The 22572-nt window shown below is 42.3% G+C and carries 21 protein-coding genes; 7 read left to right on the top strand and 14 right to left on the bottom strand.

Annotated elements, in window-relative coordinates; translation table 11 throughout:
- Positions 1 to 141: 141 nt before the first annotated feature.
- The 5 genes from recN to BY457_RS05385 all read right to left on the bottom strand — a co-directional run bounded on the left by recN (position 142) and on the right by BY457_RS05385 (position 5171).
- The gene (recN, locus tag BY457_RS05405) at positions 142 to 1797 is read right to left on the bottom strand and encodes a DNA repair protein RecN (RefSeq protein WP_106152304.1); all 1656 of its coding nucleotides are present in this window, start codon (positions 1795 to 1797) and stop codon (positions 142 to 144) included.
- A 6-nt stretch (positions 1798 to 1803) separates the two neighbouring features.
- A complete protein-coding gene (gene porD / locus BY457_RS05400) occupies positions 1804 to 2706 on the bottom strand; it encodes a type IX secretion system protein PorD (RefSeq protein ID WP_106152303.1) in 903 nt (300 codons plus the stop codon).
- On the bottom strand, positions 2703 to 3911 hold the full coding sequence (gene coaBC, locus BY457_RS05395; protein ID WP_106152302.1) for a bifunctional phosphopantothenoylcysteine decarboxylase/phosphopantothenate--cysteine ligase CoaBC: 1209 nt from the start codon (positions 3909 to 3911) through the stop codon (positions 2703 to 2705). The genes porD and coaBC overlap by 4 nt, the downstream gene beginning before the upstream one ends.
- A 102-nt stretch (positions 3912 to 4013) precedes the next feature.
- The gene (locus BY457_RS05390) at positions 4014 to 4352 is read right to left on the bottom strand and encodes a DNA-directed RNA polymerase subunit omega (RefSeq protein WP_106152301.1); all 339 of its coding nucleotides are present in this window, start codon (positions 4350 to 4352) and stop codon (positions 4014 to 4016) included.
- 12 nt (positions 4353 to 4364) lie between these two features.
- Positions 4365 to 5171: an outer membrane protein assembly factor BamD gene (locus BY457_RS05385; protein ID WP_106152300.1), complete on the bottom strand. Its 807-nt coding sequence runs from the start codon at positions 5169 to 5171 to the stop codon at positions 4365 to 4367.
- Between the two features lie 295 nt (positions 5172 to 5466).
- Between BY457_RS05385 and BY457_RS05380 the strand changes: the two genes are divergently transcribed.
- The 3 genes from BY457_RS05380 to cobO all read left to right on the top strand — a co-directional run bounded on the left by BY457_RS05380 (position 5467) and on the right by cobO (position 8463).
- The gene (locus BY457_RS05380; RefSeq protein ID WP_258176626.1) at positions 5467 to 6690 is read left to right on the top strand and encodes an aminotransferase class I/II-fold pyridoxal phosphate-dependent enzyme; all 1224 of its coding nucleotides are present in this window, start codon (positions 5467 to 5469) and stop codon (positions 6688 to 6690) included.
- A 412-nt stretch (positions 6691 to 7102) separates the two neighbouring features.
- Entirely contained in the window at positions 7103 to 7849 is a 747-nt protein-coding gene (locus tag BY457_RS05375) for an MBL fold metallo-hydrolase (RefSeq protein ID WP_106152298.1), read from the top strand.
- Positions 7850 to 7956: 107 nt separating this feature from the next.
- Positions 7957 to 8463 (top strand): cob(I)yrinic acid a,c-diamide adenosyltransferase, encoded by a 507-nt coding sequence (gene cobO, locus BY457_RS05370; RefSeq protein ID WP_106152297.1) that lies wholly within the window; start codon positions 7957 to 7959, stop codon positions 8461 to 8463.
- 8 nt (positions 8464 to 8471) lie between these two features.
- Here the strand turns inward: cobO and BY457_RS05365 are convergent, their stop codons facing one another.
- Positions 8472 to 9506 (bottom strand): endonuclease/exonuclease/phosphatase family protein, encoded by a 1035-nt coding sequence (locus BY457_RS05365; RefSeq protein ID WP_106152296.1) that lies wholly within the window; start codon positions 9504 to 9506, stop codon positions 8472 to 8474.
- Between the two features lie 138 nt (positions 9507 to 9644).
- Between BY457_RS05365 and BY457_RS05360 the strand changes: the two genes are divergently transcribed.
- From BY457_RS05360 to BY457_RS05345, 4 genes are all read left to right on the top strand, one after another.
- A complete protein-coding gene (locus BY457_RS05360) occupies positions 9645 to 10838 on the top strand; it encodes a saccharopine dehydrogenase family protein (RefSeq protein WP_106152295.1) in 1194 nt (397 codons plus the stop codon).
- Between the two features lie 100 nt (positions 10839 to 10938).
- The gene (locus tag BY457_RS05355; RefSeq protein ID WP_106152294.1) at positions 10939 to 12033 is read left to right on the top strand and encodes a helix-turn-helix domain-containing protein; all 1095 of its coding nucleotides are present in this window, start codon (positions 10939 to 10941) and stop codon (positions 12031 to 12033) included.
- Between the two features lie 157 nt (positions 12034 to 12190).
- Positions 12191 to 14242, top strand: coding sequence for a glycoside hydrolase family 3 protein (locus BY457_RS05350; protein WP_106152293.1), 2052 nt, complete (start codon positions 12191 to 12193; stop codon positions 14240 to 14242).
- 28 nt (positions 14243 to 14270) lie between these two features.
- Entirely contained in the window at positions 14271 to 15425 is a 1155-nt protein-coding gene (locus BY457_RS05345; RefSeq protein ID WP_106152292.1) for a hypothetical protein, read from the top strand.
- A 235-nt stretch (positions 15426 to 15660) separates the two neighbouring features.
- On the opposite strand, the gene BY457_RS05340 is transcribed toward BY457_RS05345, so the two are convergent.
- The 8 genes from BY457_RS05340 to BY457_RS05310 form a co-directional block, all read right to left on the bottom strand.
- Entirely contained in the window at positions 15661 to 16248 is a 588-nt protein-coding gene (locus BY457_RS05340) for a hypothetical protein (protein WP_106152291.1), read from the bottom strand.
- A complete protein-coding gene (locus tag BY457_RS05335; protein WP_106152290.1) occupies positions 16235 to 16756 on the bottom strand; it encodes an RNA polymerase sigma factor in 522 nt (173 codons plus the stop codon). The genes BY457_RS05340 and BY457_RS05335 overlap by 14 nt, the downstream gene beginning before the upstream one ends.
- 196 nt (positions 16757 to 16952) lie before the next feature.
- A complete protein-coding gene (locus BY457_RS05330; protein WP_106152289.1) occupies positions 16953 to 17393 on the bottom strand; it encodes a hypothetical protein in 441 nt (146 codons plus the stop codon).
- A gap of 165 nt (positions 17394 to 17558) precedes the next feature.
- Positions 17559 to 17963 (bottom strand): NAD(P)H-dependent oxidoreductase, encoded by a 405-nt coding sequence (locus BY457_RS05325; RefSeq protein WP_374956694.1) that lies wholly within the window; start codon positions 17961 to 17963, stop codon positions 17559 to 17561.
- Between the two features lie 21 nt (positions 17964 to 17984).
- The gene (locus tag BY457_RS19335; RefSeq protein WP_374956693.1) at positions 17985 to 18137 is read right to left on the bottom strand and encodes an NAD(P)H-dependent oxidoreductase; all 153 of its coding nucleotides are present in this window, start codon (positions 18135 to 18137) and stop codon (positions 17985 to 17987) included.
- 150 nt (positions 18138 to 18287) lie between these two features.
- On the bottom strand, positions 18288 to 18896 hold the full coding sequence (locus BY457_RS05320) for a TetR/AcrR family transcriptional regulator (protein ID WP_106152468.1): 609 nt from the start codon (positions 18894 to 18896) through the stop codon (positions 18288 to 18290).
- 10 nt (positions 18897 to 18906) lie between these two features.
- Positions 18907 to 19200, bottom strand: coding sequence for a PG0541 family transporter-associated protein (locus BY457_RS05315; protein ID WP_106152288.1), 294 nt, complete (start codon positions 19198 to 19200; stop codon positions 18907 to 18909).
- Positions 19201 to 19369: 169 nt separating this feature from the next.
- Positions 19370 to 22537, bottom strand: coding sequence for an efflux RND transporter permease subunit (locus BY457_RS05310; RefSeq protein ID WP_106152287.1), 3168 nt, complete (start codon positions 22535 to 22537; stop codon positions 19370 to 19372).
- Between the last annotated feature and the right edge of the window lie 35 nt (positions 22538 to 22572).

Genomic DNA, 22572 nt, shown 5'->3' with positions numbered 1-22572 from the left:
AAATAAGTCTAACTCCTGACCCACAAAACCTTGCATAAAAGACCGCACAAGACATTTAACAAAATTACACACCAATTAGACATTAAAAAGCATCTTTTCTGGTTGAAATTTCGCCAAAAGCGGGTGTTTTTCTTATTTACATCAGTTTTCCATCAAAAAGCGGGCATTTTCAAGAGCTGCATCCGTAACGCTGGAACCACTAAGCATGCCTGCAATTTCATTCACTCTTTCATCATTACTTAACAACTTAACAGAGGAAATGGTTTGATGATCAGTTTCTGTTTTAAAAACTTTGAAGTGACGATTGCCTTTTCCGGCAATCTGTGGAAGGTGTGTGATGCTGATAACCTGAATATTTTTCCCCATCAATTGCATAATGCGTCCCATCCGGTCAGCTATCTCACCGGAGACACCGGTATCTATCTCATCAAAGATGATGGTTGGCAGTCCCTTTGCATCGGACAAAAGAGATTTGATACATAGCATTACCCGGGAAATTTCCCCTCCTGAAGCAACTTTGGGAATATCGGTCAACTGTGCACTCTTGTTGGCAGAAAAAAGAAAAGCGATCTCATCCTGACCTTCAGGACCAAAATCTGCATTTTTTTTGTTGGACACAGAAAATCTGGCATTAGGCATCCCCAGTTCACGCAATTGTCCCTGAATAAAATTCTCAATTTGTTTGAATACCTTTTCGCGGCTTTTTGTCAAAGATTTTGACAGATCCTGCAGTATGTTCAGGGCTGAAGCAATTTCTTTGTCAACACGTACCAACTCTTCATCAAAGGAAGCAAGCTGCTCAAGTTTGGAAGAGAGATCCTCTCTTATTTCCAAAAGTGCCTCCACTGAATCAACATGATGCTTTTGCTGAAGCGAATAGATCATATCCAAACGTTCCTGAATTAACTGCTGACGCCCCGGATCAAACTCAACCTCAGTACCACGTTCTGTTATTTCCTCAGCAATATCCTTAAGTTCAATGTAAACAGAATTCATTCGGTCAGACAATTCATCCCCCTGCGGCAGGTAAGATGAAATACGCTGTAATGTCTCTTTCAGATGAAACAACTCCTGAACCATGGGTTGTTCACTTTCATAAAGTGCCAACGCAGCCTGCGACAATGCCGATTTTATCTCTTCCACATGTGCAAGCGTTTCCAACTCACGCTCCAGCTCAGCCTGCTCTCCGGCCTGAAGGTTGGCCTCCTCCAATTGCCTAAACTGAAATTCCCAATAATCCTGATCATTACGCTGACGGGCGTTGAGCTCTTCCAGTTTTTTCTTATCCGAAAGTAATTTCCTGTATTTATGGTATGCTTCGCGGTAACCTTCAACTATTTGGTTATTCGAAGCGACAGTATCCACCACATTTAACTGAAAGTGATTATCGCCCAATAGCAGGTTCTGATGTTGCGAATGGACATCAATCAGTTTGTCGGACAAAGACTTCAGAAAATTCAAATTCACCGGAGTATCATTGACAAAAGCACGAGATTTTCCGGAAGGAAGAATTTCCCGCCTCAGAACGGTTTCCTCCTCATAATCCACATCTTCTTCCTCAAAAAGTACCCGCAATCCGTATTTCGATACATCAAAAACACTCTCTATAACACACTTACTCTCTTTATCTCCAATTACAGAAACATCACTCCGCTGCCCCAACACAAGGCCGAGCGCACCAAGCATGATAGACTTTCCGGCACCCGTTTCACCTGTAATAACAGTAAAACCGGAACCAAATTCGATAACGGCCTTATCAATCAGCGCATAATTCTTTATGGATAAAGATTTCAGCATATTACATCAATTATCTTTAAGTAATTTCTGATAAGCATCCGAATTGGTAGGATTGATTTCTGAGAGGGTATTAACCACCTCCGCCTTCTCCATAGAGAAAGATTCCGAAAAAATATTTACAAATTCCTGATGCTTGGCATCAAATAACACCTGCAAAGCAAACGAACTGGGATCGGTTCGGTAAACTTTCTTCAACAAATCCATCGATTCGGCAATATTAGCCCTTCCCTCCTCCGGATCTTCGGACATTTGATCCAAACCGGATCGATGATATTCATAATAAAACTCCCTCAGTGGCCTGTGGTCCTCTTCAAGCAGATTATCAACCAGCCAGTAGCGATTCTGCCGGCTTTCAAATTGTTTCCATCCACTTTCACGGGCATTTTGCATCATCCCGACAATACGCTCAGCCTCCTCAAACCAGGGAGTTCCTCCTTCAGGACTGAAAGTATCATAATCGTACCCCAGAACAATATTGGCATAATAGGCAAGAAGAGCCACCAGATTGGATTCAAGATTGTTTTTATTGTAAACAAGTTGCTCATATTCACCATACCTGAAATCCACATTATCATCCTTAAGATTTAATGTGGTAGTGGAATATGCAGAATTGTAAACCGGCCGGCGAGCCTGTATTTGCAAGGATCCTCTGAACTGATCCACTCCAATCACCTCATCGATGGTGAAATGGAAAGTACACTCAATACGTTCAGAATTCTCATACACATGACCGGTCCATTGCTGATTGTTCATGAACTCATAGATGGTTTCACGCAATGTCTGAAAAACATTGCGATTGGTTCCCTGAACGGACGGGGCAACTACCTGAACATTGCAGCGCAGCTCCTGTCCGGAAACCTTCATCAGAGGCATCAGCAAAAAGAAAAATACAAAAATCAGTTTTCTCATTTCAAAAGAATTTTTTCCAGGGCTGAAGCAATATCTTCAGCAACCTCTTTCTTACTCTTTAACGGAAAATTTTCTTTTTTATGGTCTTTGTGAATTATTGTGATTCGGTTGGTGTCGGTCATAAAGCCCTCTCCGGCGTTATTCGGTGAATTAAGCACTATGAAATCAAAATTCTTTTTCCCGATTTTCTTCAATGCATTGACCTCTTCATTGGAAGTTTCCAGTGCAAAACCAACAGTCACCTGGTGAGCTTTCTTCAGAGCCCCCATATTCGAAGCAATATCTGGATTGGGTGTAAGTTGAAGATTCAAATCGTCACCGGTTCGTTTAATTTTCTCTGCAGAAAGATTGGCCGGCGAATAATCGGCCACTGCCGCAGAAAAAACAGCAGCATCACACTGCGGAAATATTTCCCGGCAGGCCTGGTCCATTTCCTTTGCCGAAACCACATCGGTTCGTTCTATCAATTGATTGGAAACCGAAAGACCTACCGGCCCTGCTACCAGATGCACCACCGCCCCCCGGTTGGCAAGGGCTTCAGCAATAGCAAACCCCATCTTCCCGGATGAAAAATTTCCGATAAAACGGACAGGATCAATATTTTCGTAAGTAGGACCTGCGGTAACAAGCACCTTCTTACCGGTCAAAGTCTTTTTTTTTTGACTGCCCAGAATTTCCTCCATTCGCTGAACAATTACCTCCGGGTCTTCCATTCGTCCTTTTCCTTCAAGACCACTGGCCAATTCTCCGGTGCCGGGCTCCACAATGTGAGCCCCAAAAGTGCGCAACTGTTCAATATTCCTTTGATTGGCCGGATGGGCATACATATCCAAATCCATTGCAGGAGCCACAAGAACAGGACATTTGGCTGAAAGATAGGTAGTGATTAACAAATTGTCGCAAATGGCATTAACCATTTTACCCATGGTATTGGCACTTGCAGGAGCAACGACCATGATATCGGCCCATAAGCCCAAATCCACATGGCTGTGCCAGGTGCCATCGCTATTGGCAAAAAAATCGGAGAGTACTGCTTTGCCCGAAAGGGCTGATAATGTGACCGGAGTAATAAATTCCTTGCCGGCAGGAGTGATAATCACCTGAACTTCGGCACCAGCTTTCACCAAAAGGCGAAGTAACAAAACAGATTTATAGGCAGCAATACTGCCGGTAACACCTAAAATAACCTTCTTTCCTTTCAGCATCCGGGGAATTTAATGTTCTTTTAAAAGCAGAACAGATTCAACAATCCTGAAAACAACAAAAGCTTCCCCGCATAAAGCAGGGAAGCCTCTGTGAGATATCCTCTATTCTTCGTCTTCAGCCTTATCGTTGGCGGGATTACGATAATAAATCTTTCCTTCCTCATACTCCTGAGCAGCAAGCAGAGAAGGCTTTGGAAGACGCTCATAAAATTTGGAGATTTCAATTTGCTCTCTGTTTTCAAACACCTCTTCCAGGTTGTCGGTATAAGAAGCAAATTCCTGCAATTTTTTATTGAGCTCTTCTTTCATCTCAACACCAATCTGGTTGGCCCTTTTACCTATAATCATCACCGTCTCATAGATGTTTCCGGTTTGAGCCGACATCTCCTGAGTATCCCAGGTAATAGTACTCAATGGTGCATTTGACTTTTTATAATCCATTGCAATGAAAATTTAATTGTTATATGGTTCTAACATCGATGTTACATCTTCAAAAATCTTATTGGCCTCTTTCATGTATGAACTTTCGGGGAATTCATTTATGAAAGCATAATACTCATCCAGCGTACGACGCAAACGATCTTCTTCCTTTTCCTTTACACTGTTTGTTGCCTGAATAAACAGTGAATCCAGAATCAGAAAAGACAGTTCCTCACGATGCTCGGTATCGGGAAATTCATCCAGACTGTTGCGGGCGGTAATTACGGCCGACTGGTAATTGTTTCCCATATAAGTGCCAAGGTGATAATAAAGTTTAGCACTTAAATAAGATTTATAAACCAGTTTCTCCTCCATCTCTTCGATCATAACAACAGCTTCGTCCGCCATTTCACTCTGCGGATACAAGCTCAGGAACAATTCCAGCGATTCAATGGCGTTCTGAGTATCTGTCTGATCCAGCCGTGGCTTGGGAGACATCTGATAATAATTGGCTCCCACCATAAATTGTGACTCTTCAGCATATTCACTATTTGGATACTTTTTTACAAATTCTCTGAAAAAATGAACAGAACTGATGTAATCACGCATTTTGTAAAGCGAATTGGCATATTTATAATGAGCCTCTTCTGCCCGGGCAGTTCCCATAAAAACAGAAATCAGCTCCTGAAGCAGAGTGGAAGCGCGCATATAATCGCCCTCCTCATAATACTCCAACGCCTTTTCATATTTAAGGTCGTAATCGGTACTTTTTAATATTTTCTGATATTCGCTACAGGAGGCCAATAATACAACGGCCAATAATAAAAGCAATTTCTTCATTGTAAATATGCGCTTTTTGTGCATTTGCTGAATCAGGTTCAATAACCAAAACAAGTATTGACAAAATTCCGTGCAAAGATACGGTTTTACTTTAAAAAAACAGTTCTTGAAGTGTTTTTTCTTTTTCTATAATGACTGCTCATTGATATCAAAAACCAGGCCACAGAGAAATAATCAACACAAGAATACACTTCCTTTAGCAGGAACAATAAAAATAAACAAAAAACATTACCTTTGCCCGTAAAATCTAAAAAGCTATAGTAAAGTGGATATTTTTGATAAAATAAGTCAAAACATGGGGCCACTTGGCCAGTATGGCAAAGACGCCCACGGTTATTTCGCGTTCCCAAAGCTGGAAGGTGAGATAAATCCGCACATGATTTTTCGTGGAAAAGAAGTTCTTACCTGGAGTCTGAACAACTATCTTGGCCTGGCCAATCATCCCGAAGTTCGCAAAGCAGATGCTGATGCGGCTAAAGAATGGGGACTTGGTTATCCAATGGGAGCCCGTATGATGTCAGGCCATACCAGCAAACACGAAGAGCTGGAAAGTGCACTTGCAGACTTCGTTGGTAAAGACGATGCTTACCTGCTCAACTTCGGTTATCAGGGGATGGTTTCTATTATTGATACCCTGGCAACCCGCAAAGACGTCATCGTTTATGACTCCGAGTCGCACGCCTGCATTATGGATGGTATTTTTCTCCATAAGGCCAAAGGAGGAAAAAGCTTTGTATTCCCGCACAACGACATTGAGCGATGCGACAAAATGCTAAAAATGGCTACCAACCGTGCCCGGGAATCAGGAGGTGGTATCCTTGTAATCACAGAAGGTGTTTTCGGAATGGCAGGAGATTTGGGTCACTTGCATAAAATCACTGCGCTGAAAGAAAAATATGACTTCCGCCTTTTGGTTGACGATGCCCACGGATTTGGAACCATGGGAACAACCGGAGCCGGAGTCGCCGAACATTACGGCGTTACAGATAAGGTAGATGTAATTTTCGGAACATTTGCCAAATCAATGGCCGGAATTGGTGCATTTGTTGCCAGCCGGGAGGATGTCATTCAATATCTGCGCTATAATATGCGCTCCCAGATTTTCGCCAAGTCATTGCCCATGCCAATGGTTATCGGGGCTTTGAAGCGTCTGGAATTGTTGAAAAACAGTCCTGAACTGAAAGAACAACTGTGGAAAGTGGTGAAAGCTCTCCAAAAAGGATTGCGTGAAGAAGGTTTCAACCTTGGGGTCACTGAATCACCGGTTACTCCTGTGTTCCTGAACGGAACGATACCAGAAGCAACCAATCTTACCATGGACCTGCGTGAAAATTACAATCTTTTCTGCTCCATCGTTGTTTACCCCGTCATTCCTAAAGGACAAATTATGCTGCGTCTGATTCCTACTGCCGCACATACACTCGAGGATGTGGAATTTACGGTTAAAGCCTTCGCTGAAATCAAAGGGAAACTGGCTGCCGGAAAATACCAGGGAGATAAAATTGCAAGCTTGCAGTAAAAAGCTGAAACAATATAATTTTAAAAGGACATCAGTATTGGTGTCCTTTTTTTTGGCTTATTCCTGTGACTCATCACAAGTATGAGTACCAAATATTATTTCATCCGTATAAAATTTATTAATTAAGGTCGGATGGAACTCGCATGCAGGAATTTATACATGTTCTCTTGTGGCAATCGCTGCCATGCTCGTTTCGTTCATTCAGACAATCACATCTTACTATCACTTAAAACATACGACACTTTCAGCGTCGGTTTTCTACAATTTGGCGAACAGCTATAAACCTGGGAGCCCCTCAGGCTCCGTTGCACCATGCACCATGCACCATGCCCTGTGCTCATTCTCCCCCAAACCCAAAACATTTACGCCAAAAAGCAGTTATAATAACGAGAACATTAAAAACATGAATACTATGAAAAAGAATACCTTACAACTGCTTAGTGTGATACTTGCCTTGTTTTTCACAGGCACCGTTGCCTCCAATGCACAGGAAACTAAAAAGGATAGTTTTGAAACCTCCGGAGGGACACTTACCATTCATCACGTCGGTCACGCCTCTCTCTGGTTCGAGATCAACAACAAGATCATTCATGTGGATCCTTTTGGTCAAATGGGTGATTACACATCCATGCCTAAAGCCGACCTTATTCTTATTACACATGAGCATGGAGACCACTTAGATGCAGGAACCATTGAACTGATATCGAAAGACAACACCCCTATATTCATCAACCAGGCCGGATTCGATGCTCTCAAAAAGGGTAAGGTGCTAAAAAACGGGGATGAAACTGAAAGTATGGGATGGAAAATCAGCGCTGTTCCGGCTTACAACATTGTCCACATGCGTGACGATGGCACCCCCTACCACCCCGAAGGCAGGGGAAACGGCTATGTCATTGAATTCGGAGACACCCGGGTTTATGTGGCCGGAGATACCGAAAATATCCCGGAAATGAACAACCTCGGAAATATAGACATCGCTTTTCTGCCCATGAATCTGCCCTACACCATGAATCCCGAAATGTGTAAAGAAGCCGCCCTAATGGTAAAGCCAACCGTTTTGTTTCCCTATCATTACAAAATGGGAGAAACCGATACAGAGAAGTTTGCCCAACTGATGGAGGAGGTTGACGAAATTGAGGTCCGTTTCAGACAGTAGAAGGATGAGGAACGAGCTATGAGGGATGGGTTACCTCTTGGCTGTTAGCTCGCAGCTCATAGCCCCTGGCCCCATGCCTCATGCAAAATTTCCCTATCTTTGCCATCATGATTCATATATATACAGGCAACGGAAAAGGAAAAACCACAGCCGCACTGGGACTTATGGTAAGAGCTGCAGGAGCAGGCAAGAAAATATTTTTTGGCCAGTTTGTAAAAGGGATGGCCTATAGTGAAGTTACGCTCATCCATGAACAAATACCACAGATAGATCATCAGTTGTTTGGACGCCGGTGTTTTATTAAACGGGATCCGGAACCTGAAGATTACAAGGCTGCTCAGAAAGGCTTGCAAACTGTTAAGAAACTGATTGCATCAGGAAAATATGACCTGATTGTGCTGGATGAATTAAACATAGCCCTTTACTATCACCTGATAAAAACTGAAGAGGTGCTGACCATGCTTAATGACGTACCGGAAAATACAGAAATAGTCATTACCGGTCGCTACGCCCCACCGGAACTCATAGAAAAAGCTGACCTCGTCACCGAGATGCACGAGGTCAGACACTATTATCAAAAGGATGTAAAAGCAAGAAAGGGAATTGAGTTTTAGACCGATTCCTACTTTTGCTTCAACACAACATAGCTGGAAAAATGGTCGCTGTACCCGCCATGATACCAGTCACCTACAAAAGTCCGAAAAGGATAGCCACTATAATCCCCCTCTTGTTGACGAAGGTACTGCTTATCGTAAATTTCTGTTTTAACAATATGGTGTTTCCCGGAATTAGCATCCATCAGATTTGGCGTAACAATAATCTGATCAAATAAATTCCAAAAATCGCGATAACATAACGTTCCCCGTCCCTGAAAAAACAAGGGAGCGGTGGCGTTGAACAAACTGTCGCTTTTAACATCCTGAGAAGTAACCCCTGCACGAAGATATTTCTTCACACTAACATCCACCGGGTCGTCGTTTAAGTCTCCCATGATGATGACACGCGCATCTGCATCCAACCCTTTAATAGAATCAACCAGTGAACGGGTCAATTCTGCAGCAGCATTTCGCAACGGAATACTCCTCTCCTTTCCACCATAACGGGAAGGCCAGTGATTTACAATAAAATGCAACCGGTCACCATCGAATGTGCCGGTCACCACCAGTTGATCTCTGGTAAAAAGTCGTTCTCCCTCTTCATCTTCGATAAACAAAGGAACAGCACGGTAGGATTCAGGCTTAAAAAAATCCGGACGGAAAATCAATGCCACATCAATACCTCGATTATCCGGGGAATCCTTGTGGATAATCTCGTAATTGAATGCCTTCAACCGGTCAGTTACCACCAAATCTTCCAGCACTCCCCGATTCTCCATTTCACATAGTCCCATCACTGCAGGTGCATCCACTCCCTCTGCAGCGCCTATTCCGGAAATTACAGCCGCCATATTTTGAAGCTTTCGCTCATACCGGTTGGCATCCCATTGTTTTTCACTTCCAGGCGTAAATTCTTCATCTCTTACATCCGGTGCATCAATGGTATCAAATAAGTTTTCCAGATTGTAAAAACCTACAACCCGCTTATTTTCATCTAACTGACAAGACAAAAACACAATTGTCACCAGCAAAAGCAGGAGTCCTTTCATTAAGTTATTCATTATTTTAACGGTTTAAATTCGCAGTAAAAATATAAAATTGCTATATTAATCACCCTATGCGGCAAAGAGATTAAAAAAATTCATTTCTTTGCTGCCACAATAAAAGGGTATTTTAAAATTACAAAATGTAAATCTGAAATGGGTAAAGTTTTAATTATTGGCGCCGGAGGTGTCGGCACTGTGGTGGCCCATAAGATGGCCTCCATTCCTGAAGTTTTTTCAGAAATAATGCTGGCCAGTCGCACAAAAAGCAAATGCGATGCTATAGCAGAAAAAATTGGTGGAAACCGCATTCAAACGGCACAAGTAGATGCCGACAATGTGCCGGAACTGATAGAACTGATTAACAATTACAAACCCGATTTGGTAGTTAATGTTGCACTTCCATACCAGGATCTGACCATCATGGATGCCTGTCTGGAAACAGGTGTATCCTATCTGGACACCGCCAATTATGAACCCAAAGAAGAAGCCAAATTTGAATACAAATGGCAATGGGCTTATCAGGAGAAGTTTAAAGAAGCCGGACTCACCGCTATTCTGGGCTGTGGTTTTGACCCGGGGGTTACGTCCATATTTACGGCTTATGCTGCCAAACACCATTTCGATGAACTGCATTATCTCGACATTGTGGATTGTAATGCAGGAGATCATGGTAAACCTTTTGCCACCAACTTCAACCCCGAGATCAACATCAGGGAAGTGACGCAGAAAGGAAAATACTGGGAAAACGGAGCATGGAAACTCACCGAGCCACACGAAATTCATAAACCGCTGAATTATCCCGAAATTGGGCCCAAAGAGTCATACCTTATCTATCATGAGGAACTGGAATCGCTGGTAAAGAATTTCCCCACGCTGAAAAGAGCCCGTTTCTGGATGACTTTCGGTCAGGAATATCTGACTCATCTGCGTGTGATTCAAAACATCGGTATGGCAGGTATCGAACCAGTACAATTCAAGGGCATGGACATCATTCCCATTGAGTTTCTGAAAGCCGTATTGCCCAATCCCGGTGATTTGGGCGAAAACTATAAAGGACAGACATCCATCGGTTGCCGCATCAAAGGATTAAAAGACGGAAAAGAAAAAACTTACTACATCTACAACAATTGTGACCATGAGGATGCCTATAAGGAAACAGGTACCCAGGCGGTCAGTTATACCACCGGCGTACCCGCCACTATTGGTGCTATGATGTTCCTCAAAGGATTGTGGAAGAAACCCGGCGTTTTCAACGTAGAGGAGTTTAATCCAGATCCGTTTCTGGAAGAGCTCAACCAACGCGGATTGCCCTGGCATGAGCTGCACGATGTAGATCTGGAGCTATAATTAGAGATTGGAAATCAGAGGTTAGAGATTAGAATTAAAAAGCCGGTTTGCAACCGGCTTTTGTTATTTTTGATATTTTTACTAATCTAAATTGAGATTTATGTTGCAGCTGGTGACAATACAATTTTTGCTGAGTGCCCTGGTCTTTGTTTTTTTCAAACCCGGACATCCCTCCAATCGGTTGCTGGCTCTTTGGTATTGCATCAATGTTCTCAATTTTATTGGCTTCATTATTCCCGGTAACCTAACCGAAATTATCGGAATTGGTTATCTCCCATTTCTTTTTTTAAATGGTCCCATTTTTTTCTTTTACATTCAAAGCATTATTAAAATTGAGTTCAGATTCAAGTGGATTCATAGTTTACACCTGATTCCGTTTGTTCTGTTCAGCTTGTCCAGGTTCCTGATATACAATGAATCGTTTGCACCCTCTTTTTACTATGGTGCCCAAATGCCGTACAGGATTCTCCTGGTCTATATCTCCATCAGCGTTTCCATCACCGGCTACCTGGTTGCTATATTTTTCATGCTGATCAAACACCGGAAAGAAATAAAAAATTACTTTTCATTTACCTCCAGGGAAATAACACTCGACTGGTTTTTGATTGTAATAACCATCATTTCTATCAGTTATATACTTCTGATCTTTATTCCTCTTTTCGATTTCATTCCCATTTCTCCCGGAAAAAAAGTATTCTGGTTCAATCAATTCAACCTGGCCCTGCTGGGGTTTATCCTGCTGATATTTGGATTACTGCAACCGGTCATCTACACTGGCACCCCCGTAAATCAGGAAGAAAGAAGAAACTCAAAAAAAATTAAATCGGGACGATCGGGTTTAAGCAGTGAAGAGATGACCGAAATTTCCAATAGAATCATGGAATATCTCACCCTGCAAAAACCCTATTTAAATCCGGATTACAGTCTGGAACAAATGGCTCGCGATCTCAACATTACCCGTCAGAATATTTCTCTGGTTATCAATGAATCCATCGGAAAAAACTTTTTCCAGCTTATCAATGAATTCAGAGTAGAAGAATTTAAGCAACTGGTAATTGATCCCAAACTCAGTCACATCACCCTTCTGGGACTGGCTTTTGATGCCGGATTCAATTCAAAATCCTCTTTCAACAGAATATTTAAAGAATTCTCTGGAGAAACACCCTCCTCTTTTAAACGAAAGTTACAAAACTGAAATCAACAGGATATGTTGGTTTTCAGGCGGGTTTTGCAATTTGAAAAAGTCCCAGCCGATCGGATGGGACGTCCCATTACAAAAAAAAAACTTTTTGAGACGATTGAAATAGCTTTTATGGATAATCTTGTTAAAAGAATTGAAAAATCTGAAAGTTATGAAAAATGCAAATCAAAAATTTACATGCGTAGGAGTAGTATTATTAACATCCCTCACAATGATGGCTTGTAATCAATCCAAAACTACCTCCAAAACTCAACCTGAGTTGGGACATCGTTCAGCAAAAATCCTGAATGTAGATAATCTTCAGTTCAAAGACCTGAACCGAAATGGAAAACTGGATCCTTACGAAGACTGGCGCTTATCATCTACAGAGCGAAGCAAAGACCTTGTAACCAGAATGAGCCTGAAACAAAAAGCAGGTTTTATGCTGATCAGTACCACCCGGATGGAAAACGACCATACGTTTGAACAAACAACCTCCAGTGAGCCTGTATCCAGTGGCTTCAATGAATCCGATCTGGTAATGGATCAAAATATGTTTACACGCGTCAAACTTGATTACCCCAATATGTTTGCAGCAGGAACCACCAAAGCAGTCACCGAATTTCATGAACGACACTTTATATTAAGAGCCAATCCCTCTGCCAAAACTATTGCCCAATGGGCCAACAACCTTCAGGCCCTGTGTGAATCTGACGGATTGGGAATTCCTGCTATAATCGCTTCCAACCCGCGAAATCATATTACCATGGATGCCTCGGCCGGACTAAGTGTTGGGAAAACCGATTTTTCCATCTGGCCCGGAGAACTGGGACTGGCAGCCATGCGTGATTTTGAGCTGACCCGTGATTTTGCTGATATTGCCCGACAAGAATGGGTGGCCGCAGGATTAAGAAAAGGATATATGTATATGGCAGATCTATGCACCGAGCCTCGCTGGCAGCGCACTGAAGGCACCTTTGGAGAAGATGCCCGACTTACAGCCAATATGATTCGTGAAGTTATACTCGGTTTCCAAGGGGATTCGCTCAATTCTACTTCAGTTGCTCTTACTACCAAGCATTTCCCAGGTGGAGGTGCCACAGAAGGAGGACAAGATCCGCATTTCGCATGGGGAAAAAGAGAAATATTTGAAGGAGGTATGCTCCAAAACAATCTCATCCCCTTTAAAGCCGCCATCGAAGCAGGCACATCCTCCATTATGCCTTACTATTCAATTCCGATAAACACCAAATATCCGGAAGTTGCCTATGCCTTCAATAAGCCTGTTTTACAGGGCTTACTTCGCGGAGAAATGGGATTTGACGGAATTATCAACTCCGATACAGGACCCATCGATATGATGCCATGGGGTGTGGAAGACCTCTCAATGATGGAGAGATACAAAAAATCCATTGAAGCCGGGGTCAATATTTTTTCAGGGTCCGCTGATCCCACCGTTTTAATAGAAACACTGGAAACCTATCCGGAACTCATGCCCCTGGTGGATAAATCCGTAGAGCGATTACTGAAAGAAAAATTTGATCTGGGGCTTTTTGAAAACCCTTACGTCTCGCCCGAAAAAGCCGAAACCATTGTCGGGAATAAAGAATTTCAAAAGAAAGCAGACCTGGCCATGCGTAAATCCATTGTTTTGCTTCGAAATGAGATGCATCAAAATGAAAAAACCCTGCCCCTTGAACCGGGAACAAAAGTTTATTTTGAAAATTGCATGAAAAGCAAAGACAATGCTCCCGGACAGGTTATCCTTCCAGACCAAAATAAATGGAACCTGGAATTCGTTGAAACCCCTGAAAAAGCCGATATCATACTCCTCTGGATTGTTCCTAAATCCAAAGCACTTTTCGATTCAGACGGCTCTCCTCTCTACCTGAGTTTAAGCCAAAACAATGTTGATGTTGAACACATTCGTCAATTGGTCAACACCAAACCTACGATTCTTAGCATCAATTTCTCCAATCCCTGGGTGATTGACGAGGTTTATCAGCCTGACAGCGAAAACATTAAAGGTGTTTTAGCAACTTTTGGAACCACCTCCGAAGCGTTACTTGATGTTGTGTCCGGAGCGTTTAATCCCACCGGAAAAATGCCCTTTTCCACACCAGTTTCGGAAGAAAAAGCTCAAAATCAGCAGGCCGATGTTCCGGGCTATATGGAAGGAGACGATTATGCCCTGTTTAATTTCGATGAAGGAATGAGTTATTGATAAATAAAAACCAAATAACAATGAAGTCATGAAAAATCTACAAACCATCTATACCATAAGAAAGTCAGCCCTCATCATCCTGTTGTGGATGGTATTTATGAATACTGCCGGTAGTCAGCCCAAAGACACCGTACAAACAGAACAAAAAAAAGTTAACTTCATTGCCCTTCCCATGTACGATTACCGCCCCGTTCTGGAACATTCCATCGCTGTTTTTGGAAAAGCCATTGTTACCCTGGACAAAGAACAGCAGTTTATTTCAGATATCTTAATATCAAAATCTTTCAATAATCCCTCCTACATGGGACAGTTGAAAAATGAATTCTATTTTAATGGCTGGAGGTTTGCCTTAAACGCCACGTTAATGAAGCAGGTCAACCGTATGCCTTCGCGAAGTTTGGGTATAGCCAGCGATGACTTGTTCGGAACAGAAATGAAGATGGGGTATGTACAAGCCTTTGCAAAGCGGCAGTTATCTCATCGATTCTATGGCGGCCTGGGACTGGAATGGTCTTTTATGGGAGACTACTGTATGAATTTTTCAGAGATAACCGATCAAAATCTGGAAAACACAACCCTCACATATAAGATGTTGCAACCCATCGTTACATTCGAATACGACAGCCGTGACAATGTGGTCTATCCTACCAGTGGCTTCTATATTACCAACCAAACAAATTTTATATCCGATACTTTTGGATCAACAATAGAGAGACTGGGTCCCGAACTGCAACCCATTGAAAATAGGGATTACTTTTTTGCAAAAAACATTATGCGTGCCACCTATTATGCCTCGCTTGACGGGACATGGAAATCGGTACTGGCCACTCGCTACGGGATGAGAGTAGGACTGGGAGAAGTGCCCGTTTCCATGTGGGAAAATGCCAATAATTGGGTCAGAGGTTATAAAGAAGGAAAATATGCGGGAAAACAACTCCACTTTCTGGATATGGAATGGAGAAAGTATGTAACCAATCGATTAGGATTTGCCGTGTTTGGAACCGCCGGTTTTGTAGGCAACAGCATCGATGACACCTTCTCTTCATCGGGCTTTATCCCTTCCGGAGGAGCAGGCATTCGCCTCAGACTTATGAAATCAAAACCTGTGGCTTTTCGTTTCGATTATGCCGTGGGTAAAAAAGGAGAAAACTCTGTTTACTTTGCGCTTACGGAATATTTTTAAGCATTGGTGTCCGGTTAAAAAATTGAGATTTCTTTCCCGAATGATCGGGATTCGTAATGACAGCGAATTGCAGGGTTAAGAAGGTTAGAGGGGGTTGATTTTCGGCAAAGCCGAAAATCAACCCCCTCTAACGAACATAAAACCAGTAAAAGGTAGTCATTGCAACCGTAAGGCAAAAAGCGAGAAGCAATCTCTTTTCAAAACAAGAGTTTCTCCGGAAACTAGTGATTAACTATCATTTTTCCAACTGCTCCAAAGCCGCAATCTCACTGTTGAGTTTTCGGAACTGCTCCAAAATTGAATATCTGAAGGTCAGATAGATGGATGCAGTCATCACCAAAAAAAACAAAGAAACCGGCACAATTGACTCCTTGGAGAAAAGAGGAAATCTGCCCATCAGAAAAATCCCGGTTATTCCCGGAGCCATCAGAATATAGCCGATTCTTTTCAACTTAATCTTGTATTTTTCAAGACTTTTTGCATTCTTTTTTATTGCAGTCAAAGGTTCGGAAAAGTCAACTTTACCAATTAGTAAATAGTACCTCACCGACCAGTAGTAAATCACGGAAAATGCGGTTACAAACATCAGGGCTCCGCCGAAAAAGTCGAATGAGGCACGAAATTCAACATTGGGGAGCATTACCAAACCCACAAGGACAAGAGGCAAAATGAGATTCACGACGGCTTTTGTTCGCTCCACGGTTAATCTTTTCTGTGGTTTGGAAACAAGTATGTGCCTCAGGACTTCCTTATTCATCCTGGTGTTTTCTTTCAGGTCATTATCATATTGTTGCCAGATGGTTTGCAATTCATTTAAGTCCATAATAGTCAGATTTTTTAATTACCAGTTCTTTCAATTGTTCTTTAATACGGCCAATTCTGGTTCCCACATTGGTTGTTGAGATTCCGGTAATCATGGAAATCTCTTTGTGCGAATTACCGTCGAGATAGAGTAATATGATGGCCTTATTCAGATCGTCCAATTCTTCAATACATCGGTTTAGCACCGCCGATTTATCCGAATTATCATCTTCATTAAGCCATCCCACAGGTTCAACTTTTAAATCATCCAGAGAGGAAAACACCTTGTCCCTGGTAACTTTGCGTTGAAAATTCAAAGCAGTATTCAGCGCAACACGATACATCCAGGTAGATACTCTTGAATTTCCCTTGAATTTTCTAAACGATTTCCAAAGTTCAAGAGTAATGTCGTTTAAAAGGTCTTCCCTGTCACGGGCATTCCTGGTATAAACTCCTGCAATTTTCTGGACAATTCTGATATTCTCTTCCAGAACTGTCAGAAATTGCTCTTTTTGGGTTTCATCAGTCATTTTTTCGTTGGGTGACTTCAATTAATAAATCAAAAAACAAGGATCCTTTAATCTTTGCGTACACGGTTTATCTTATTAGTAACATTGGATACTAAAAAGTCACAGATTTAAAAAAAAGTTCTATTAAAAAACCCGCTATTAAAAAAAAGCGGGTTCAATTATACTCCAAAATCTGTATCAGCAATTTATTTACGATTCAGTCATCTGTTCCCTTCAGGGCTTGTAAAGTATTCTCAACTTCCTGAAAAAAGGATGAATCAACATTTAGAAAACTCAATGCAGAAGGCAGTGTGGAAAAAGTATGCAAAGAAAAGAGTCCGGTAACAGCCAAACGATTAAGCAGAGAACTAAAAACAACCTGATTGGGATTCATTGTTAGAAATGCGACTCTTTTCCGCGCAACCATATCCGAATTACCCCGAACTTTGCCAAGGAAATCTTTAATTGATTCTTTTCGGACTACAAATTCGGCATCACGGATATCGTAAAGAACGCCAAAATTCTTGCTATATCTCTTGTCTTCTACACTTTTCAGCATTAGCGAGAACAAAGAGGTTAAATCAATTTGGCCCTTTAAATATCGAACAATCAATCCAGGTTCTTCAATAATTTCATATTTTAATATAGGCTTTATCATCCCATAAATAATATTTGTTGATAATTACCTTAAATTCAATCCCCCCAACAACATAAAAGGGAACTTTAATTATTCCCCCCTCTCAGCTTGATTTTACAAGATACAACTTTTTCAAAAAACAAAATTATTGCAGCCTAAAGAGTCATAGACCTTCAAAAAGTATTTTTATTTCAACTCAGCACCAAGCTTTCGAACCTGGTTCAGCCATTTCTTTCGTTTTTCATCATCCGATGTTTTTATTGGCCCGAAGGCTGAAATCCGAACCGGCCTGATGCCGCAAAAATCGAGAATTCCTTTGCGCAAAGAGTTATGTCCGGGACTTTTGTAAACCAAAGAATAATACCATTTGGGAGTATCCATCGTCACAATGAGCCGGGCCGATTTTCCGGTGAGATATTTATCCCAGAAGAGAGAACCCTCACGGTATCTGAAAGCAAAACCGGGAAGGAAAACACGATCTATAAATCCTTTTAGCAAGGCAGGATAAGTCCCCCACCAGGTAGGATAGACAAAAACCACATGGTCAGCCTTCAATATCTCATCCTGCATTTTGAGCAAATCAGGCTCCAGTTCGGTCCTTTTCTTGTAACCCTAATGTAAAACCGGATCGAAATGGAGATCGGCAAGATTTACCAAATTACAATCCACATCCCGGGATTCGCATCCTTCTTTGTAGCTCTCTGCCAGGCTTTGGCACAAACTGTTTTTATCGGGATTACCGTTGATGATGAGAATGTTCTTCATTTTATCCTGATTATTTTTTCGTTAATTTAAAATATTACTCAAATATAAAAACTCTTCTCACTCTTTGAGTAATCTATTCTGCTAACAAAAAAGCGAGGATTCTGCAAAAACAGAACCCCCGCTCAAAACAAGGATAAATGTAACCTTAATCTACGCCGTCAATAGTTTCGGATTATCCATCAACTGGTTCAACACTTTTCGTCCGTGATCGGTGCATACACCACTGGTCTGCAAATAAAAAGCATTGTTCAAGTCAACTTCAGCCATCTGTAATACCGTTCCTTTCTCATTGGCCTGAAAAAGATAACCGGCCACTAAACGGGCAAAATCATCTTTTAATCGCATCAGGAAGATTCCCTCTTCTTCCCCCTCATCCACAATCCGACCAAATACTTCAACTATAAAATCGTTGTATTTTCGATGCAATTCTTCAGCCAGTTTTGAACTCATTTTATTTAATGAATAAACAAAAACAGGGGTCAATGGCTTAAAAAAATCAGCAATCAACCTGTAAACGCTATAGAGTTTACGTATGCTGCCATCCTCTTTATCTACGATGGAAGACACTGCCTTTCTGAACTTTGAAAACTGTTCATTCAACACCAGATCAACCAGCTCGTTTTTTGTAGAAACCTGCTGATAAAGCGTCCTTTTTGAAATTCCCAGTTCATGCGCAACCTCATCCATCGTCAGGTTTTTTACACCATAACGAAAATAAAGTCCCATAATACGTTCGAAATCTAAAACTTTATTTTTCATACTCATCCTCCTAATACGACTGCGTAATATCCCAGACAAATGCACGTACACCGATGGCCTTATTACGTAAATCCAGCTTGTGGACTGTTTTGAGCAACACATCGACCTTATCATCCTCAACCATGGTAATGATGGCCGAATTCATTTCGGGCCAGGTATGGGTTCCGCGTCGAGGCTCTCCGGTCAGGGATCCTTGTCCCTGCACCTGCTCCCAAAAGGTAAAACCTCTTATTTCCAACTGATCAAGCATATATTCAACACGTTCGGTGTTGGCCTGATTAAATATTATGAATACTGCTTTCATTTCTATAGAATTTTTTAATTATCTGACAAAAATATCCCCTTTTTAATTAGCCTGATCGAAGCAAACAACCCGTAATCTTTAACATTCACCTACTCGTGAGAAACGAGAGGCAGTGTTCCCCTCGATCGGAATCGAGGGGTAGGAGATACTGCTTTTTATCATTCAAAAATCATTCATCATCTGCAATCTGCAGGAATTTAAACTCTTTACGGGTTTTCTCCTCTTTATCGCGTTCTCCGTGTTTGGACATAATACCATATAACAAGGGAACCACAATCAGGGTAACAACGGTAGAAACAAGCAACCCCCCAATCACTACAATACCCATTGGGCGCCAGGTTTCTGAACCGGTACCGGTACTCATGGCCATAGGCAACATACCCAGAATGGTTGTGAAGGCCGTCATCAATACCGGACGCAGTCGGGAAGCACCGGATAAAGCAATCGCTTCGTTCAGCTCATAACCACGGTCACGCATCAGATTAATGTAATCCACCAGCACAATACCGTTTTTCACAACAATACCAACGAGCATCACCACTCCAAGTGCTCCAATCATATCGAGCGAAACACCGGTCACAAATAGTGCAAGCACCACTCCGGAGAACGCAAAAGGAACGGACATCATAATAATAAAGGGCTTTGACAGGGACTCAAACTGAGAAGCCATCACGATGTAAACCAACATCACAATCAATGCCAGCAGCAGTCCCATATCGGCAAATGTCTCCTGTTGTTCTTCGTAGTCACCAGCCAGACGCAATGTCACTCCCTGGGGCACATCCACCTCCTCGAGGGCTTTCTCCATTTCAATGGCCAGTTCACCCAACGAAACTTTGTAGGGAGTTACGGCCACTGTCACAATTCGCTGACGACGTTTACGCTCAATGGTTGGTGGTGACCAGTATTCATCTACATCTGCAATTTCGCTCAACTTAACATTTCCACTCGCGGTTGGAATAGTCAGTGATTCTATATCCGAAATGGAATTACGATCTTCTTCCTCCATGCGCACCACAATGGGATATTCCTCTCCATCTTCTTTGAGAAAACTGGCCGACATTCCTTTCACTCGATTGTAGGCCATACTTGCAACAGTAGCAGCATCCAGTCCGTGACGGGAAAGTTTTTCCTTATCCACATCAATTTTCAATTCTGCACGATCTTCGTCTCTGCTGATGGTAATATCGCGGGCGCCTGGCACATTGGCTTTAATAATTTGCTGAACCTTTTCGGCCAAGATATTGGTCTTATCAAAATCATGACCATAGATTTCTACATCCACAGTAGAAGCAGAACCACCCATCCCGCTAGACACACTGGCCTGATAATCAATAATCTCAGGATATTCAGCCATTTCCTGCCGGAACACTTCCGCAACCTCAAAAGAGGTGCGCTCACGTTCATCTTTATCTCTCAGCACCACTGTCATAGCAATTTTGTTGTTACTTGACGATGCAAAAAGTGCTGAAACACTCGCTTCATCATTGGAACCAGTTGTGGTAGCCACCATTTCAATTTCAGGAGCCAGTTCGGAAAACCGTGTTTCCAGCCTGCGGGCTGTTTTAATGGTTTCCTCTACTCGTGTTCCACGATTTAGTTCCACTGAAACAGAAATCCTTCCCTGGTCACTCTGCTGCATGAAGTCGGTACCGATGGCTCCCATAAACATAGGCAACAAGGACAGAAAAAACAACACAACCACAACCAGCAAAGTCAGTTTCTTATGGTTCAGAGAATAACGAAGAACTCTGGAGTACCAGCCATCCAGCCGGTCAAGTGCACCCACCACATACTTCTGATACCAGTTGCGTTTAGGTTCCTCGGGGATAATGTGTCCTTTGGCATCCACTTTAAAATCTCTGGCTTTCAGCAATTTGGAAGTCAACATCGGCGTCAACGAAATAGCTACCAATGTTGATGTTACCACAACAATTGTTACAATCCATCCCAGCTCCTTAAACATGATTCCTGCCAATCCTCCCAGCATCGTAAGGGGGACGAACACAGCAGCAATTACCATGGTTGTTGCGATTACTGACACCCACACCTCATTAGTGGCATAAATTGCAGCCTCACGTGGACTGGAGCCTCGTTCGATGTGCTTGGTAATATTTTCGAGTACCACAATGGCATCATCCACCACCATACCAATAGCGATGGTGAGCGACGACAAAGAGATGATATTCAACGAACTACCCACAAAAGCAAGGTAGATAAACGACACAATCAATGCTATTGGAATCGTAATACCGATGATCAAAGTAGCCCGCCAGCGTCCCAGAAAAAGCAATACCACCAATACAACAAATAAAAGGGCATATAAGATAGATTCCTCGAGACTGCTGATGGAATCTTTAATATTGTCGGAGGAGTCGTAAATGATGTCCACTTCCACATCGGCAGGCAAAAGTTTTTGAATTTTTGCCATTTCCTTATTGACCTCTTTACAAATTTCAACGGTATTGGCACCCGACTGCTTGGCAATAATCACCCGAACACCTTCACGTCCGTTGATTTTTTCATCCAAAGCAAGGTCTTTGATGGTATCACGAACGGTGGCCAGGTCACGAACAAATACCTGACGACCATCGCTGGTGGTCGTTACAGCAATATCCCGAATTTCCGAACTCTCCACATACTCACTACGCACCTGAAGTTGGTACTGTTCCTTATTCATTTTCACAGTCCCTGAAGACATATTCAGGTTGTTACTGCTGATGGCACTTCCCACTGTTTCGAGCGGAATATTAAAAGCATCCAGTTTCTCCTGTTCGATGTCCACATATACATACCGCTCAGGCGTTCCGGAAAGGGAAATATTTCCGATTCCATCAACCCTGTTCAGCTGTGGAATCACCACATCGTTCAGGGTCTTATCCAGTCCGGCATAACTGTCTTCAGCCGTTACCGAATACATAATAATAGGCATTGAACTGGTACTGAACTTAAAGATAAAAGGCGTTCCCGCCCCCGATGGCAGGTTGTCTTTGGCCATATCAATGTACGATCGCACATCATTAATGACCTCATCCAGATTCATTCCCCACTCAAGCTCCAGAGTAACCAGAGACATATTGTCCTGCGACCTGGAAGTCAACTCTTTCAGTCCGTCCACCGAGTTCAGACTATTCTCAAGCAGACGCGTTACATTGGTTTCCACTTCACTGGCATTGGCTCCCGGGTAAGAGGTCATTACCGAAATGTAAGGCGGGTCAATCTCAGGATACTGGTCGATAGGCAACTGTTGCAAGGAGAACAGTCCTATCACCATTACGGCTACAAAAACAAGGGCGGTTGTAACCGGTTTATTGATAGATGATTTGAAAATACTCATATTAAATATAGTTTTATTAAGGACAGAGGATTACC

Origin of the sequence: Marinilabilia salmonicolor, assembly GCF_003003035.1 — a bacterium.
Classification (GTDB): domain Bacteria; phylum Bacteroidota; class Bacteroidia; order Bacteroidales; family Marinilabiliaceae; genus Marinilabilia; species Marinilabilia salmonicolor_A.
The sequence above is the reverse complement of the archived record's forward strand: the minus strand, read 5'-3'. Positions and strand labels throughout refer to the sequence as shown.

Bases quoted from the DNA above. Each gene is read 5' to 3' on its own strand.
- recN (WP_106152304.1), bottom strand. From the start codon at position 1,797: ATGCTGAAATCTTTATCCATAAAGAATTATGCGCTGATTGATAAGGCC.
- porD (WP_106152303.1), bottom strand. From the start codon at position 2,706: ATGAGAAAACTGATTTTTGTATTTTTCTTTTTGCTGATGCCTCTGATG.
- coaBC (WP_106152302.1), bottom strand. From the start codon at position 3,911: ATGCTGAAAGGAAAGAAGGTTATTTTAGGTGTTACCGGCAGTATTGCT.
- BY457_RS05390 (WP_106152301.1), bottom strand. From the start codon at position 4,352: ATGGATTATAAAAAGTCAAATGCACCATTGAGTACTATTACCTGGGAT.
- BY457_RS05385 (WP_106152300.1), bottom strand. From the start codon at position 5,171: ATGAAGAAATTGCTTTTATTATTGGCCGTTGTATTATTGGCCTCCTGT.
- BY457_RS05380 (WP_258176626.1), top strand. From the start codon at position 5,467: ATGGGGCCACTTGGCCAGTATGGCAAAGACGCCCACGGTTATTTCGCG.
- BY457_RS05375 (WP_106152298.1), top strand. From the start codon at position 7,103: ATGAAAAAGAATACCTTACAACTGCTTAGTGTGATACTTGCCTTGTTT.
- cobO (WP_106152297.1), top strand. From the start codon at position 7,957: ATGATTCATATATATACAGGCAACGGAAAAGGAAAAACCACAGCCGCA.
- BY457_RS05365 (WP_106152296.1), bottom strand. From the start codon at position 9,506: ATGAATAACTTAATGAAAGGACTCCTGCTTTTGCTGGTGACAATTGTG.
- BY457_RS05360 (WP_106152295.1), top strand. From the start codon at position 9,645: ATGGGTAAAGTTTTAATTATTGGCGCCGGAGGTGTCGGCACTGTGGTG.
- BY457_RS05355 (WP_106152294.1), top strand. From the start codon at position 10,939: ATGTTGCAGCTGGTGACAATACAATTTTTGCTGAGTGCCCTGGTCTTT.
- BY457_RS05350 (WP_106152293.1), top strand. From the start codon at position 12,191: ATGAAAAATGCAAATCAAAAATTTACATGCGTAGGAGTAGTATTATTA.
- BY457_RS05345 (WP_106152292.1), top strand. From the start codon at position 14,271: ATGAAAAATCTACAAACCATCTATACCATAAGAAAGTCAGCCCTCATC.
- BY457_RS05340 (WP_106152291.1), bottom strand. From the start codon at position 16,248: ATGGACTTAAATGAATTGCAAACCATCTGGCAACAATATGATAATGAC.
- BY457_RS05335 (WP_106152290.1), bottom strand. From the start codon at position 16,756: ATGACTGATGAAACCCAAAAAGAGCAATTTCTGACAGTTCTGGAAGAG.
- BY457_RS05330 (WP_106152289.1), bottom strand. From the start codon at position 17,393: ATGATAAAGCCTATATTAAAATATGAAATTATTGAAGAACCTGGATTG.
- BY457_RS19335 (WP_374956693.1), bottom strand. From the start codon at position 18,137: ATGAAGAACATTCTCATCATCAACGGTAATCCCGATAAAAACAGTTTG.
- BY457_RS05320 (WP_106152468.1), bottom strand. From the start codon at position 18,896: ATGAAAAATAAAGTTTTAGATTTCGAACGTATTATGGGACTTTATTTT.
- BY457_RS05315 (WP_106152288.1), bottom strand. From the start codon at position 19,200: ATGAAAGCAGTATTCATAATATTTAATCAGGCCAACACCGAACGTGTT.
- BY457_RS05310 (WP_106152287.1), bottom strand. From the start codon at position 22,537: ATGAGTATTTTCAAATCATCTATCAATAAACCGGTTACAACCGCCCTT.